This window comes from Frankia sp. AgB1.9 (assembly GCF_016786355.1).
Lineage (GTDB): Bacteria > Actinomycetota > Actinomycetes > Frankiales > Frankiaceae > Pseudofrankia.
In genome coordinates, this window is the sequence record NZ_JADWYX010000030.1 from 78,336 (window position 1) to 92,482 (window position 14,147).

General features: G+C 69.8%; 15 protein-coding genes and 1 pseudogene. 10 read left to right on the plus strand and 6 right to left on the minus strand.

Features of this window, described 5'->3' with window-relative positions; all coding sequences use genetic code 11:
- The first annotated feature begins 154 nt into the window (after positions 1-154).
- From I6A60_RS14280 to I6A60_RS14295, 4 genes are all read left to right on the plus strand, one after another.
- Entirely contained in the window at positions 155-1,060 is a 906-nt protein-coding gene (locus I6A60_RS14280) for an LLM class F420-dependent oxidoreductase (RefSeq protein ID WP_203024113.1), read from the plus strand.
- A 409-nt stretch (positions 1,061-1,469) separates the two neighbouring features.
- A complete protein-coding gene (locus tag I6A60_RS14285; RefSeq protein WP_203024115.1) occupies positions 1,470-1,754 on the plus strand; it encodes a type II toxin-antitoxin system Phd/YefM family antitoxin in 285 nt (94 codons plus the stop codon).
- A complete protein-coding gene (locus I6A60_RS14290) occupies positions 1,751-2,155 on the plus strand; it encodes a type II toxin-antitoxin system VapC family toxin (protein WP_203024117.1) in 405 nt (134 codons plus the stop codon). Before I6A60_RS14285 ends, I6A60_RS14290 begins: the two co-directional genes overlap by 4 nt.
- Before the next feature lie 352 nt (positions 2,156-2,507).
- Positions 2,508-2,798: a DUF1330 domain-containing protein gene (locus I6A60_RS14295; RefSeq protein WP_203024119.1), complete on the plus strand. Its 291-nt coding sequence runs from the start codon at positions 2,508-2,510 to the stop codon at positions 2,796-2,798.
- Between the two features lie 89 nt (positions 2,799-2,887).
- Here the strand turns inward: I6A60_RS14295 and I6A60_RS14300 are convergent, their stop codons facing one another.
- The 5 genes from I6A60_RS14300 to I6A60_RS14320 form a co-directional block, all read right to left on the minus strand.
- Complete coding sequence (locus tag I6A60_RS14300; RefSeq protein WP_013426476.1) at positions 2,888-3,076, minus strand: ferredoxin; 189 nt, start codon at positions 3,074-3,076, stop codon at positions 2,888-2,890.
- A complete protein-coding gene (locus I6A60_RS14305) occupies positions 3,076-4,374 on the minus strand; it encodes a cytochrome P450 (protein ID WP_203024121.1) in 1,299 nt (432 codons plus the stop codon). The genes I6A60_RS14300 and I6A60_RS14305 overlap by 1 nt, the downstream gene beginning before the upstream one ends.
- A 266-nt stretch (positions 4,375-4,640) precedes the next feature.
- Entirely contained in the window at positions 4,641-6,092 is a 1,452-nt protein-coding gene (locus I6A60_RS14310) for an aldehyde dehydrogenase (protein WP_203024123.1), read from the minus strand.
- A 46-nt stretch (positions 6,093-6,138) separates the two neighbouring features.
- Positions 6,139-7,059, minus strand: coding sequence for a CoA ester lyase (locus tag I6A60_RS14315; protein ID WP_203024125.1), 921 nt, complete (start codon positions 7,057-7,059; stop codon positions 6,139-6,141).
- 52 nt (positions 7,060-7,111) lie between these two features.
- On the minus strand, positions 7,112-8,074 hold the full coding sequence (locus tag I6A60_RS14320) for a TIGR03621 family F420-dependent LLM class oxidoreductase (protein ID WP_203024128.1): 963 nt from the start codon (positions 8,072-8,074) through the stop codon (positions 7,112-7,114).
- A gap of 140 nt (positions 8,075-8,214) precedes the next feature.
- Here I6A60_RS14320 and I6A60_RS14325 point away from each other — a divergent pair, with 140 nt between their 5' ends.
- The 6 genes from I6A60_RS14325 to I6A60_RS14350 all read left to right on the plus strand — a co-directional run bounded on the left by I6A60_RS14325 (position 8,215) and on the right by I6A60_RS14350 (position 13,782).
- Entirely contained in the window at positions 8,215-9,405 is a 1,191-nt protein-coding gene (locus I6A60_RS14325) for a CaiB/BaiF CoA-transferase family protein (RefSeq protein ID WP_203024130.1), read from the plus strand.
- A 118-nt stretch (positions 9,406-9,523) separates the two neighbouring features.
- The gene (locus I6A60_RS14330) at positions 9,524-10,816 is read left to right on the plus strand and encodes an aromatic ring-hydroxylating dioxygenase subunit alpha (RefSeq protein ID WP_203024132.1); all 1,293 of its coding nucleotides are present in this window, start codon (positions 9,524-9,526) and stop codon (positions 10,814-10,816) included.
- A 14-nt stretch (positions 10,817-10,830) separates the two neighbouring features.
- Positions 10,831-11,175 carry a hypothetical protein gene (locus I6A60_RS14335; protein WP_203024134.1) on the plus strand — a complete coding sequence of 115 codons (345 nt, stop codon included), beginning with the start codon at positions 10,831-10,833 and terminating at the stop codon, positions 11,173-11,175.
- Positions 11,176-11,186: 11 nt separating this feature from the next.
- Positions 11,187-12,023: a TauD/TfdA family dioxygenase gene (locus tag I6A60_RS14340; protein WP_203024136.1), complete on the plus strand. Its 837-nt coding sequence runs from the start codon at positions 11,187-11,189 to the stop codon at positions 12,021-12,023.
- A 141-nt stretch (positions 12,024-12,164) separates the two neighbouring features.
- On the plus strand, positions 12,165-12,920 hold the full coding sequence (locus tag I6A60_RS14345) for an SDR family NAD(P)-dependent oxidoreductase (protein ID WP_203024138.1): 756 nt from the start codon (positions 12,165-12,167) through the stop codon (positions 12,918-12,920).
- A 124-nt stretch (positions 12,921-13,044) separates the two neighbouring features.
- Complete coding sequence (locus I6A60_RS14350) at positions 13,045-13,782, plus strand: SDR family NAD(P)-dependent oxidoreductase (protein WP_203024140.1); 738 nt, start codon at positions 13,045-13,047, stop codon at positions 13,780-13,782.
- 194 nt (positions 13,783-13,976) lie between these two features.
- Here the strand turns inward: I6A60_RS14350 and I6A60_RS14355 are convergent.
- Positions 13,977-14,147 (minus strand): annotated as a pseudogene (locus I6A60_RS14355) (ABC transporter substrate-binding protein); the annotation flags it as partial.

Genomic DNA, 14,147 nt, shown 5'->3' on the forward strand with positions numbered 1-14,147 from the left:
GTCCGGCATCCCGTGCGCCGGACGCCCGTCCGCGGGCAGGATCGCGAAAGCGGCCTTCGGCAGCTTGCCAGAGCACCTGACCGACCCGTGGTGTTCCGTCGCCGGCGACGGCGGGGCGCCGCTCGACCCGACCGACGCGCGCTAGGGGACCTCGATGCGTTTCATCCTCCACTACCCGGAGACCAACGGCACCGACCGGGACATGCTCGACGCCGGGCCGCTGGACGAGGTCGCCGCGGCGGCCGAGAAGGCCGGCTTCGACGCGCTCTCGCTGACCGAGCACCCGATCCCGGGGGCCGGCTGGCTGGAGACCGGCGGGCACCAGAGCCTCGACCCGTTCGTCGCGCTCGGCTTCGCCGCGGCGGCGACGACCCGGCTACGGCTGATGACGAACCTCTCCGTGGTTACGTACCGCAACCCGTTCCTGCTGGCCAAGGCGGCGGCGACGGTCGACAAGCTGTCGGGCGGGCGGCTGATCCTGGGCCTGGGCGCCGGGTACCAGAAGTCCGAGTTCTTCGCGCTCGGCGTCGACGCGGCCGAGCGGGGCGCGCTGTTCGAGGAGGCGCTCGACGTGCTGCCGCTGCACTGGAAGGGCGAGCCGTTCAGCTACGAGGGCCGTCACTTCAACGCCCGCAACGTGATCGCCCGGCCGAAGCCGGTGCAGGACCCGATCCCGATCTGGATCGGCGGCAACACCCCGGCCGCCCGGCGCCGCGCGGCGCAGAAGGGCCAGGGCTGGCTGCCGATGATGGCCCCGCCGTCGGTCGCGGTCACCGCCCAGACGACGGCGATCAACTCCCGCGACGAGCTTGCCGGGCTGATCCAGGGCGTGAAGGACGCGGCTGCCGCGGCCGGGCGCACCGAGCCGCTGGACTTCACCTGCTCCTACAGCGACCCGGCGATCGGCTCGACCCCGACCGTCGACCCGGACCGGCACCGGGAGCAGTTCGCCGAGCTGGAGAAGGTCGGCGCGACCTGGTGCATCATCTCCTGCCACTCCGAGTCGCGAGAGACGACGCTGGACTTCATCGAGTCCTTCGGCGCCACCTACCTGTCCTGACCGACCGCCCGCCCCCGCCCCGCCTGCCCCGCCGGCGGTGAGATCGACGGGTTCGCCTCCTTGATCGCCATTTCGGCCCTCCCGTGGTTGTAAACCAGCCACGATCACAACCACCCGAGGGCCGAAACAGCGATCAGTGACTGGAGCGCGGCGGAGATGCTCGCTTTTGGTACTGTCTGAGTGAACAGTGTCTGGTCGGACAGCTTGGCGGATCTCTGGAGGCGTTCATGGCCGCGGCCTTGCCGGTCCCGGGCGGGGTGAGGCCTGGTGGTCGCCTGTAGCCGCGCGGATTCCCACTGATGGGGCGGCGCCTCCCGTAGAACGGAGGGCTCGGGGCGTCGAACCGGCGCCGCGAGGAAATCTCCGCATCCGCTGGTGGTGTAGAACATCATGTTCTACATTTGGGGACATGGAGCGGGTGGGGGTGCGGGAGCTCAACCAGCACACGAGCCAGGTGATCGACCGGGTGCGCCGAGGCGAGACGATCGAGGTGACGGACCGAGGGCGCCCGGTCGCGCGGCTGGTGCCCGTGGACGGCGCCGTTGGGGCTCTCGATCTGCTGGTGGCTGAGGGTCGGGCAGTGGCCCCGACCGCGGCGGCCGGAAGTGTCATCCCCTCGCCGCCGATGATCGGCGATCCGTCGGTGGACGCGGCGGCAGAGCTCGCCGCATCTCGGGAGGACGAACGCTGGTGATCTATCTGGACTCGGCCGCCATCGTGAAGCTTGTCCGCGCCGAGGCCGAAACGGCTGCGCTGGTCGACTGGCTCAATGCGCGACCGCAGTCGCCGCGGTTCACCTCGGCGCTCGCCGAGATCGAGGTTCCCCGGGCGTTGCGGCGAGTGGCTCCGGAGGCGTTGCACGCGGTGCCTGCCGTGATGGCGCATCTCTACCGACTCGAGATCGATGCCACGGTCCGGTCGGTGGCCGCGACCTTGGACGATCCGCTACTGCGATCGCTCGACGCGATCCACCTGGCGACCGCGATACTCGTGGCCCGCAGGGATGGCGTGATCATCGACGCGTTCGTCACCTACGACCAGCGGCTCCTCGGCGCGGCGGAGAAGGCTGACCTCCCCACTGCCAGCCCCAAATGACCCGAGCGCGGAACGCGGGAGATCAACCCGGGAGCTGAGGGCGTGCTGACACGGTTCGCTAGGGTGTAACCACACACCCCGGGAGGACCTCTACCGCCTAGAGCGGCAAGTCCCAGGGGGTTTTGCATTTCGGTCGGTCGGGTGCGTCCAGATGTCGCCTGGCCTAGCTTCCTCTGGAGAGGATGGGTGATGGGTCGGGTGCTGTCTGCTCAGACAGCACCAAGTCGGGTATCGGGCGAGTTGTGCCGTCTGGTCTACAGACGTCGCGCCGGACGGTGGCGGCGGGCGAGGATGGCCGGAGCGGCGTCGTCGACGTCTGGACCTGCGAACTGACCTGAGGAGAGCCGAGCGCATGCCGAAGGCGTATGTCGTTTTCACCGAGGCGATCAAGGACCCGGACGGGATGGCCGAGTACAGCAAGTTGGCGATGGCCTCGTTCGCGGGCCACACCGCTCGGCCGCTGGCCGTCGGACCGGCCACCGAGGTCCTCGAGGGGGAGTGGCACGGCAACCAGACGGTCATCCTCGAGTTCGACTCGGTCGAGGAGGCGAAGGCCTGGTACACGTCGGAGGCCTACGCCAAGGCGATCCCGCTGCGCCAGGCCGCGGCCGACTGCAACGCGGCCATCATCACCGGCTTCTGAACAGGTTTCTGAACCGGCTTCCGAGGCTGGCCCAGTACGCCAAACGGGCGGTGGCGGGAGAACCCGCCACCGCCCGCCGTCGCGCCAGGTCACTCCACTGTGATGGCACGCTCCGGGCAGTGCGTGGCGACGACGCGGACCGCGTCCTCCAACTCGGCCGGCACCTCGTCGACGATCACCTCGCCGTAGCCGTCGTCGTTGACGACGAAGACCTGCGGGCACTCGGCCGCGCAGACGCCGTGCCCGCGACAGTTGTCGTCGTCGATGAAGACCTTCATCACGCCTCGACCGTGACCTGCGCCGGCGTGACCTCCAGGCCCAGGAAGAGCAGCCCGCGCAGGATGAACGTGGGCATGTAGCGGTACTTGGGGTTCTCGGCGGAACCGTGCAGGCCCGGGTCCAGCCGGATGTCGCTGGTGCGCTCCAGCAGTCGCTGGATGGCGACCCTCGCCTCGGCCCGGGCCAGCGGGGCGCCCGGGCAGGTGTGGATGCCGCGGCCGAAGGCGATGTGGTGCCGCGCGTTCGCCCGGCCGATGTCGAACGTCGCCGGGTCGTCGAAGTGGCGCGGGTCGCGGTTGGCGGCGCCGTTGACGATCATGAGCGTGGCGCCGGCCGGGACGTCGACCCCACCGACCGAGACGGGGCACTTGGACATCCGGAAGTCGCCCTTGATCGGGCTCTCCGTCCGCAGCACCTCCTCGAGGAAGTTCGGCACCTTCTCGGGGTTGGCGCGCAGCGTCGCCTGCAGCTCCGGGTCCTCGGCGATCAGCTTCGCCGCGGTGCTCACCAGCCGGACCGTGGTCTCCTGGCCGGCCGAGAACAGGTTGGCGGCGACCCGGCAGACGTCGATGACCTCGGGGGTCGTGCCGTCGGGGAAGGTCGCCTGGGCGAGGCCGGTGAGCACGTCGCCGCGCGGCTCCTTGCGGCGGTCCTCGATGTAGCCGGCGAACTTCCCGTAGAGGAACTCCAGCGGGTTGTGTGCCAGGGACTCGCCGCTGCTGGAGCCGATGCCGCCGCCGACGTTGGAGCGGTTGAGCTGCTTGATGAACTCGGGGTGGTCCTCCGGCGGCACGCCGAGCAGGTCGGCGATGACCAGCAGCGCGAGCGGCCCGGCGAACTCGCCGACGAACTCACCCTTGCCCCGCTCCAGCAGGGTGTCGAGGAGCTGGTCGGTGATCCCGCCCATCCAGTCCTCGTTCTCCTTGAGGCGCTTCGGGGTGATCATCTTCATCAGCAGCGCACGGTGGTCCGTGTGCGTCGGCGGGTCCATCGTCGGCAGCTGGTCGCTGAAGGGCAGCGAGTCGCGGTGCTGCGCGATCAGCTCGGCGACGTCGTCGCGGCCCTCGACGGGGACCGGGAAGCCGGGGAACGGGCCGGTCACCGAGGTCACCGACGAGAAGTTCTCGACGTCCTGCAGGACCTGGACGCCCTCGTCGTAGCCGGTGACCATCAGCACGTTGTGGTGCGGCTCCCGGTACACCGGGCACTTGGACCGCAGCTCGTCGAAGTACGGGTACGGATCGTCGACGAGGTCCCTGCCGAGGAAGAAGTCCAACGACACGAGGTCGTTCGTCACCGGCCCGGTCTTGGCCTCAGATGAGACAGGCCCGTTTTTGGCCTCAGACACAGGGTCTCCCTTCGACGCCGCCGGGCGCGGGATGGAGTTCTCGTCGCGACTGTGACGAGGATAACGACATTGATTCTAGGCGAGAGCAGCGTTCTCTGAAACGGAAAGCTGGCATCCACAACGTACCGCACCGGCTGCGGCGCCCGCCTCCGTCGCGCATCGGCGGAACGCGACGGGGACCGGACGCGGCCACGGCGTCCGGTCCCTGCCGCGGCTCAACGACCGGCGGCGACCGAGATCGACTTGGAGTCGAGGAAGCCCTCGATGCCTTCCTTGCCCAGCTCGCGGCCGATCCCGGACGCCTTCACGCCGCCGAACGGCGCCGCCGGGTCCATGCTGTAGGCCTCGTTCACGCCGAAGGTGCCGCTGCGCACCCGCCGGGCGACGCCCAGGCCGCGCTCGACGTCCGCGGTCCACACCGAGCCGGACAGGCCGTACTCGGTGGCGTCGGCGATCCTGATGGCCTCCGCCTCGTCGGTGTACGGGAGCACCGAGAGGACCGGGCCGAAGATCTCCTCCTGCGCGATCCGCATGGAGGGCTCGACGTCGGCGAACAGCGTCGGGCGGACGTACCAGCCGCGGTCGACCCCGGCCGGCAGGTCCGTGCCGCCGGCGACGAGCCGGGCGCCCTCCTTCTGGCCGATCTCGATGTAGCCCCGGACCCGGTCCTGCTGGCGCTGGGCGACCAGCGGGCCGACCTCGGTGGTCGGGTCGGACGGGTCGCCGGTGGGCAGTCCCTCGACCATCGCGGCCAGGGCGTCCACGTACTCGGCGTAGCGCGACCGCGGGACCAGGACCCGGGTCTGCGCGACGCAGGCCTGGCCGCTGTTCATCAGGCCGGCGACCTGCACACCCTTGGCCATCGCGGCCGGGTCGGCGTCGTCGAGCACCACGGCGGCGGACTTGCCGCCGAGCTCCAGGCCGACCCGCTTGAGGTTCGCGCCGCAGGCCGCCGCGACCTTGCGGCCGGCGGCCGTGGACCCGGTGAACGAGACCTTGTCGACGCCGGGGTGCGAGACCAGGTACTCGCCCACCTCCCGGCCGGCCGGCAGGATGCTGACCAGGCCGGGCGGAAGCTCGGCCCTGGTGAGCAGGTCCGCCAGCCAGTAGGCGTCCAGCGGCGTCTCGGGCGACGGCTTCAGCACCACCGAGCAGCCGGCGAGCAGCGCGGGGATCAGCTTGCCGATCGTCAGGTGCATCGGCATGTTCCACGGGACGATCGCGCCGACGACGCCGACGGGCTCCTTGCGCACCAGGATGTCCTGGCCGTAGAAGCCTGGCCGGCGCTCTTCCCACTCGAGGTTCTCGGCGATGCCCGCGAAGGCGTTCATCATGAACATCGGGATGGCGACGTGACCGATCTTGGCGAAGCTGATCGGGGCGCCCATCTCGGAGCTGATGATCTTCGCGAGCTCGCCGCGGCCCGGCTTGTAGAGCGCCGCGAGCCGGCGGACCGCGGCCACCCGCTCGGCGACCGGCAGCCGGGGCCACGGGCCCTCGTCGAACGCGGTGCGGGCGGCGGCCACCGCCTTGTCGACGTCCACGGTCGTCGGCTCGGCGACCCGGGCGATGACCTCCTCGGTGGCCGGCGAGACGACGTCGAAGGTGTCGGTGCCGCTCGGCGCGACCCACTCGCCGCCGATGAACAGTCGATCCTGTACCTGCATGTGACCCTCCGGGGGCTTACCCGGCCGGGGCCGGGCGGGAGTGGTGTCAGACCTCGTCGATGAGGCCGGCGAGCACCGCGCGGTGCAGCGTGTTCGTGGCCAGGCGCATGTGGGCGGCGTCGACGAGCTGGCCGCCGCGCCCGATCGCCCCGACGCCGTCGCGCTCGGAGGCCCGGTACACCTCGATCGAGTCGCGGGCCTCGGCGATCTGCGCCTCGGTCGGGGCGAACACCTCGTTCGCGATCGGGACCTGCGACGGGTGGATCGCCCACTTGCCGTCGAAGCCGAGCAGGCTGGCGTGGGTCGCCGCCTGGCGGTACCCGTCCGGGTTCAGGTAGGCGGGGTAGGGCGCGTCGATCGCGTCGATGCCGGCACCGCGCGCGGCGGCGAGCACCTGGACGCGGGCGAAATGCCAGAAGTCGCCGGGGTATTCCCCGACCGGGTCGAAGTTGCCGTCGACCCGGGCGTGCAGCGAGGCGGACAGGTCGCCGGCGCCGAAGATGATCGCTTCCAGCCGCGGGCTCGCCTTGGCGATCTCGGGGGCGTTCGAGAGGCCCTCGGCCTCCTCGATGAGCACCTCGAGGCCGATCCGCTTGCGCAGGCCGAGCTTCGTCTCCAGCTGGGTGAGCAGCACGTCGACCCACCAGACGTCCCGGGCCGAGCGCGCCTTGGGCACGATCAGCACGTCCACCGCCTCGCGGGCGCCGGTGACGATCTCGATGATGTCGCCGTGGCACCAGGGGGTGTCCAGCCCGTTCACCCGGACGGCCCGGACGGTGTGCCCCCAGTCCTGCCCGGTGAGCGCGGCGACGGCGATGGCGCGGGCCGACTCCTTCACCGCGGGCGCGCAGGCGTCCTCCAGGTCGAGGAAGACCAGGTCGGCCCCGGACTTGCCGGCCTTCATGCACATCTTCTCGCTGCTGGCCGGGGTGGCCAGCTCCGAGCGGCGGGCGCGCGGTTCGCGCACGGATCCTCCTGCTGTTCTGTGCGAGGCCGGCGCTCTGCCGGGCCGCGTCGATTTACTTGCCGGCCAGCGCGGCGACGATGGGCGCGAACGTCCGCAGCTGGTTCTGCTGAACGCTGACATAGTTCACGCCGAAGGCCTCCCGGCGCTCGACGAGCCGCTCGATGATCTCGTCGAGGGTGCCGAGCAGCACGTTCGGATGCGCCGCGATGACCTCGGGGGTGGTCTGCGCCCAGCCCGCGATCCGCTCCGCGGCCTCGGCGGTGTCCGTGGTGATCTCGGCGAACCACGGCGAGCCCTCGATGTCGAGCTGCTCCAGGCGGTCGCCCGCGGCCGCCCGGACGTACCCGACCCGGCGGGCGAGCTCCTCGGACGGCGTGAGCCCGTCCTCGTTGATCGCGACGAACGGCGTGTTGGAGATGCTCACGATGTCGGCCTCGCGGGCGGCGAACGACAGGATGCGCTTCTTGCCGCCACCGACCATGATCGGGGGCCGTGGCTGCTGGACCGGCAACGGGAGGCCGCGGTAGCCGGAGACCTTGACGTGCTGGCCGTCCAGCTCGATCGGCTCACCGGACCAGTGCGCCTTGGCCAGCGCGACCACCTCGACGAGCTTGTCGATGCGCCGCGGCGCGGGCAGGTAGGTCAGCCCCATCGCGTCGAACTCGATCTCGTTCCAGCCCGCGCCGATGCCGAACTCCATCCGGCCGTCGGAGAGCAGGTCGATCGTCGCCGCCTCCTTCACCAGGGCGGCGGGAACGTGGTAGTCGGCGCAGAACACCCGGCAGCCCACCCGCAGCGTCGTGGTGACGGCCGCGGCCATCGCCATCGAGCTGATCGGGGCGAGGTGCTGGGGCGGCATGCTCGCCGCCCGGTTCGCCGGCCCTCCGCCCAGATAGTGGTCGGCCACGAACAGAGTCGAGTACCCGAGGTCCTCGGCCTCCTGGGCCAGGCCACGCCACTCGGCGCCGGACTTGGCCTTGGTCCCCTGGACGGCAAAGCGGAACGGGCGGACCATTATCACCCTCCGAACATAACATGCTCGCTCACGCGAAAGACGACGTCCGATCCAGGGTAGCGCCGTTCTCGGATTTGTGGAATGATGGTTCTCGCAGGCCAGAGTGGCGATTCTAGGGACGCGGACAGAGGAGGTACGGCATGCACGCGCTCGACGGCGTCAAGGTTCTCGATCTCGGCACGTTCATCGCCGGGCCGTTCTGCGCCACTGTGCTGGGGGAGTTCGGGGCCGAGGTGGTCAAGGTCGAGCGTCCCGGTGGCGGCGACCACCTGCGTCGCTTCGGCACGGACACGGAGTGCGGCGACACGCTGGTCTGGCTCTCCGAGGCGCGCAACAAGCGGTCGGTCACGATCAACTTCGCCGACCCGCGCGGCCTGGAGCTGGTCCGCGAGCTGATCGTCTGGGCCGACATCGTCATCGAGAACTTCCGCCCCGGGGTCATGGAGAAGTGGGGCCTCGGCCCGGAGGCGGTCCAGGAGATCAACCCGCGAGCGATCATGCTGCGGGTCTCCGCCTACGGGCAGAGTGGTCCGCTGCGTGATCTGCCGGGCTTCGCCCGGATCGCGCACGCGTTCTCGGGACTGGCCTATCTCGCCGGCGAGCCGGACCGGGTGCCGGTCACCCCCGGCTCCACCTCGCTGGCCGACTACATGACGGGCATGTACGGCGTCATCGGCGTGCTGATGGCGCTGCGGGCCCGGGACGCCACCGGCCGCGGCCAGGTCGTCGACATCGCGCTGTTCGAGACGATCTTCCGGGCGCTCGACGAGCTCGCCCCGGCCTACCAGAAGTACGGCTACGTCCGGGAGCGGATGGGCGCGGACACGGTGAACGTCGTCCCGCACAGCCACTACCGGACCGCCGACGACCAGTACGTCGCGATCGCCTGCTCCCACGACGACATGTTCCGCCGGCTCGCGCTCGCGATGGGGCGCCCCGAGCTGTCCGCGCCGGACCGGTTCGGGCCGAAGCAGAACCGGCTCGCGGCCCGCGACGAGGTCAACAAGATCGTGGCGGAGTGGGTCGGCTCGCTGACCTGCGACGAGGTCGTCGCACGCTGCCGCGCGCAGGACGTGCCGGCCGGCAAGGTCAACTCGATCGCCGACATCTTCGCCGACCCCCAGTACGCCCACCGCGGGACGATCACCACCCAGGAGTCCCGGATCGGCCCGCTCGCCGTGCCCGGGGTGGTGCCGACGCTGTCCGAGACGCCCGGCGAGATCCGCTGGCTGGGCCCGGAGCTCGGTGCGCACACCGACGGCGTCCTCGACGAGATCCTCGGCCGCTCGGCCGACGAGATCACCCAGCTGCGCGCGGACGGCGTGGTCTAGCCACGCGGTCCGGGTGCGCCACCCATCGCCACCCCATGGCCACACCTGACCCATCACCGCACATCGGCGCCGGACGGAACAGCTCCGGGCCGAGATCATCCCGAGGAGGGGGTGGAGAATGTCCAGCATCGACAAGCTGGCCACCGGCCGCGAGAAGTACACGCTGGATTACCCGGAGCTTGGCACCGGCCCGGTCAGCTACGAGGACTCGATCTCCGAGGAGTTCTTCGAGGCCGAGCGCGAGGCCATCTTCAAGCGGACCTGGCTGAAGGTCGGCCGGATCGAGCAGCTGCCGCGCAACGGCACGTTCTTCACCCGGGAGCTCAAGGGCCTGGGCTCGATCGTGATCAGTCGCCACACCGACGGCAAGGTCTACGCGCTGCACAACATCTGCGCCCACCGCGGCAACAAGGTGGTCTGGCAGGAGCACCCGGCCGAGGAGTCCAAGGGCTCGGCCCGCCAGTTCCAGTGCAAGTACCACGGCTGGCGCTACGGCCTCGACGGCAAGTGCAGCTACGTCACCAAGCGGGACCAGTTCTTCGACTCGCTGCCCGACGAGCTGGCCATGCCGCAGCTGCAGTGCGAGGTCTTCGCCGGCTTCATCTTCGTGAACTTCTCCGCGGACGCCCCGCCGCTGCGCGAGTTCCTCGGCGAGAAGCTCGTCCGTGAGCTGGAGTGCTGGCCGTACGAGAAGTTCACGAACCACTGGTCGTTCCGGACCTACGTCAAGGGCAACTGGAAGATCGGCATCGACGCGCTGCTGGAGTGGTACCACCCGGCGTACGTGCACGGCCGTTTCCTCGACGTCGACGTGAACCAGGCCGAGAAGCTCGTCCCCCCGATGGACAGCTACCACTACGACCTGTTCACGCCGCACATGCTGACCTCGGTGCCCGGCCCGCCGCCGCTGAAGAAGAAGCAGGGCTCGGTCGGCCCGCCCGAGCGCAGCGAGGACTGGATCTACAAGCTGTTCCGGGCCGGTCTGTTCGGCCCGGACGACCTGCGCGACGACCTCGGGTACCTGACGCCGGAGCGCAACCCGGGTGAGGTCCGGTACTGGAGCAACGACCAGTACTGGCTGTTCCCGAACCTGTCGATCCAGCTGTGGGGCCGCGGCTACGTCATCACCTATCAGTACATCCCGGACTCGGTGGGCGGCCACAACTACGAGGTCGACATCTACTTCCCCGAGCCGAAGACCGCCTCCGAGCGCCTCGCCCAGGAGGTCGTGGTCGACTCGACCATCGAGTTCGCCATGCAGGACACGAACACGGTCGAGGCGTCCTACTCGGCGCTGGCCAACCGGGCGCTGCAGCAGTTCCACCTGTCCGACATGGAGCTGATGATCCGCCAGTTCCACCACGTCGTCCGCCAGGCCGTCGCCGCCCACCGGGCCGGCAACGACAAGTAGGGGAGCCCGCCATCATGACCACCACGACGGGCGCCCTGCTGCCCGAGAAGTTCAGCGTTCTCGACTCCTGGGTCGCCGACTGGTCGCTGGCCACCCGGACCGAGCGGTACGCCAGGCGGCTGTCGAAGAACATCGACGAGCTGTCCGCGTTCTACGACGCGGTCGCGCCGCTGGCGGAAGAGGCGATCGAGTACCTCGACACCCTCGACATCAACGAACTGCCCGAGGACGCCACCCGGCTGCTGAACCTGCTCTACTCGTTCATCCTCGTCTCCTACCCGGTGAACATCTTCAAGCAGCCCCGCATCCCGGACTCGGGCGCGGCGTTCTTCAACAACGTGGTCGAGCCGGCTATCTAAGCGAGGCGCAGGTGAGTATCACCAGGACAAAGATCACGCCGACGACCGGCGTGGAGATTTCCGGTCTGTCCGGCTCCGCGCTGGTCGACCAGGCGGTCGCCGACGACACCCTGGCCGCCCTCGACGCGGGCGGCGTCGTGATCTTCCGGGAGGCGAACGTCGACGACGCCGAGCTGGTGGCGTTCAGCCGCCTGCTCGGCGAGGTGCTGCCGCCCAAGCACGGCAAGGTGAAGGGCCACCCGGACGTCCAGGCGATCACTCGTGACGCGGCCAAGAGCAGGATGGCGGCGTACCGCGAGGCGACGTTCTGGTGGCACTTCGACGGCTCGACCGACACCCTGCCGGACAAGTACACGCTGCTCACCGCGCGCGAGGTCTCTGGCGACGGCGACGGCGACACCGAGTTCGCCAACACCTACGCGGCCTACGACTCGCTCACCGACGAGGAGAAGGCCGAGCTGGCGGGCCTGCGGGTGGTGCACAGCTTCGAGACGTCGCAGCGCAACGTCTACCCGAACCCGAGTCCTGAGGAGAAGGCGGCCTGGGACCGTATCCCGTCCCGGGAACACCCGCTCGTCTGGCATCGGCGTAGCGGCCGGCGGTCGCTGCTGCTCGGCGCGACCGCCGGCGAGGTCATCGGGGTGGCCCCCGAGGCGGCCCGGCCGCTGCTGGATCGGCTGCTCGAGCGAGCGACCGCGCCCGAGTTTGTGGTACGCCATAAGTGGCAGCGTGGCGACCTGGTCATCTGGGACAACACGGGCATGCTGCATCGGGCGATGCCCTACGGCGAAGGCTCCAGCCGGCTGATGCATCGCACGTCGATCGTCGGCGACGAGGCCATCGCCTGACAGCAGTCCGGCGAGGTACGCCCCGCGGCGTGCACCCGGCCAGGTGCCCGTGAACCAGCCGACTCCGCTAGCCGGCCGTCTCACGGGCATCCACGCTTCTGCTGATCATTGGCGCATCAAGGACCCAGGAGGTTCGGAACAGTGACCGAACGACGAACGGCGCTCGTCACCGGCGGTGGCTCGGGAATCGGGCGAGCGTGCGCCCACCGGCTCGCCGCGGACGGTTTCGCGGTGGCTGTCCTGGACCTCAACGAGGACACGACCAAGCAGGTGGTCGAGGAGATCACCGCGGCCGGCCATGAGGCGATCGCCGTCGGTGGCGTCGACGTGTCCGACCGGGCGGCGGTCAACGCCGCGGTCGAGAGCGTCCGCGCGCAGCTTGGCCCGATCCTCGCCCTGGTCAACAGCGCGGGCATCACCGGTTTCCGCCAGTTCCTCAAGATCAGTGACGCGTCCTGGGACAAGACGATCGCGGTCAACCTGAATGGCCCGTTCTACCTGTCCCAGGCGGTCCTGCCCGACATGATCGCCGCGCACTGGGGCCGGATCGTGAACATCTCGTCCTCGTCGGCGCAGGGCGGCCAGCAGTACATGGCGCACTACGTGTCCTCCAAGGCCGGGTTGATCGGTATGACGAAGTCGCTCGCGCTGGAGTTCGGCGAGCACGGCGTCACGGTGAACACCATTCCGCCGGGCTTCGTCGACACGCCGATGATGCGTGAGTCCGAGCGTCGCGGCATGTTCGGCGGAAGCGTGGAGGACCACGAGAAGAAGACGCCGGTGCGTCGGGCCGGAAAGCCCGAGGACATCGCCGCGGCCACCTCGTTCCTGTGCCGTGACGAGGCCAGCTACATCACCGGCCAGGTCATCGGCGTCAACGGCGGCCGCAACACCTGAGCCGGGCGTCGTCCCGCGGATCCTCTGGGCCCACCGCCGTACCGGCGCCGGTGGGAAGGGGGATTCGCGGGACTGGCGTGGGAAAGAGTCTTCGAACGCGGTGACGCGGGTGACGGAGGATGTGGTGGGACGGCTCGACGGCAAGGTGGCGATCGTGACCGGCGCCGGTTCAGGAATCGGCAGGGCGTCCGCGTTGCTCTTCGCGCGGGAAGGCGCCCGCGTCGTCTGCGCGGACCGGAACGGCTCGGAGAAGGAAACGGCCGCCGAGATCGGCGCCGACGCCGTCGCGGTTCAGGCGGACGTGGCCGTCGGCGAGCAGGTCGCGAACCTGGTCGACACCGCGGTCCGCACCTTCGGCAAGCTCGACGTGCTTTTCAACAATGCTGGGATCTCCGGGCCGTCCGGGCTCATCCACGAGCTCGACGAGGAGATCTTGGACCAGCTGCTCGCGGTGAACATCAAGGGCGTGTTCTTCGGCATCAAGTACGCCGTGCCCAGGATGCTCGAGAACGGCGGCGGGTCGATCATCAACACGGCCTCGAACGCCGGCATGGTCGGCTGGAAGGGCAAGGCCGGATACTCGGCGGCCAAGGGCGGCGTCGTGCTGCTGACGAAGTCGGCCGCGCTCGACTATGCGAAGTCCGGCATCCGGGTGAACGCGATCTGTCCCGGGATGACCTGGACGGGCATGGCCGAAGCGCAGGCGCCCGCGCCGCCGCAGGACATCAAGGTGCCCAACCCGATGGCCCGCTTCGGGCGGCCCAGCGAGCTCGCCGCGGCCGCGCTGTTCCTGGCCAGCGACGAGTCCTCCTACATGACCGGTGTGGCGATGCCCGTCGACGGAGGCTACGTCGCCCGCTGAGCACGATGGATTGACAGGCCGGCTGGTGTTTTGCACCGGCCGGCCTTGTCGTTGGGAACGGACATGCCGTTCCGGGTGCCGACCCTGTCCGGTTGGACGCCCTCGACCGGAACGCCGACGGCCGAGGCCGGCGCGCCCCCAGGTGGGAAGCGCGCCGACCCCGGCCGGTTGTCGTTCGGGTCAGGAGCGGCGGATCAGGTAGCCGCGGAGACCGTCTTGCCCGGGACGATGTCGCCGCAGACCGGGATGGCGTTCGGGACGGGCTTGAAGGTGCTGCCCTCCAGCTTCGCGATCCACTGGCAGTTGTCGGCGCCGGCCACGATGTTCTCGCGGTCGTTGATGTCGAGCTTGTGGCTGCCGTAGAG

What these genes read in the sequence shown, in the direction of transcription:
- I6A60_RS14335 (WP_203024134.1), top strand. Translation starts at nt 10,831, where the DNA reads ATGACCACCACGACGGGCGCCCTGCTGCCCGAGAAGTTCAGCGTTCTC.
- I6A60_RS14295 (WP_203024119.1), top strand. Translation starts at nt 2,508, where the DNA reads ATGCCGAAGGCGTATGTCGTTTTCACCGAGGCGATCAAGGACCCGGAC.
- I6A60_RS14310 (WP_203024123.1), bottom strand. Translation starts at nt 6,092, where the DNA reads ATGCAGGTACAGGATCGACTGTTCATCGGCGGCGAGTGGGTCGCGCCG.
- I6A60_RS14300 (WP_013426476.1), bottom strand. Translation starts at nt 3,076, where the DNA reads ATGAAGGTCTTCATCGACGACGACAACTGTCGCGGGCACGGCGTCTGC.
- I6A60_RS14320 (WP_203024128.1), bottom strand. Translation starts at nt 8,074, where the DNA reads ATGGTCCGCCCGTTCCGCTTTGCCGTCCAGGGGACCAAGGCCAAGTCC.
- I6A60_RS14280 (WP_203024113.1), top strand. Translation starts at nt 155, where the DNA reads ATGCGTTTCATCCTCCACTACCCGGAGACCAACGGCACCGACCGGGAC.
- I6A60_RS14285 (WP_203024115.1), top strand. Translation starts at nt 1,470, where the DNA reads ATGGAGCGGGTGGGGGTGCGGGAGCTCAACCAGCACACGAGCCAGGTG.
- I6A60_RS14325 (WP_203024130.1), top strand. Translation starts at nt 8,215, where the DNA reads ATGCACGCGCTCGACGGCGTCAAGGTTCTCGATCTCGGCACGTTCATC.
- I6A60_RS14330 (WP_203024132.1), top strand. Translation starts at nt 9,524, where the DNA reads ATGTCCAGCATCGACAAGCTGGCCACCGGCCGCGAGAAGTACACGCTG.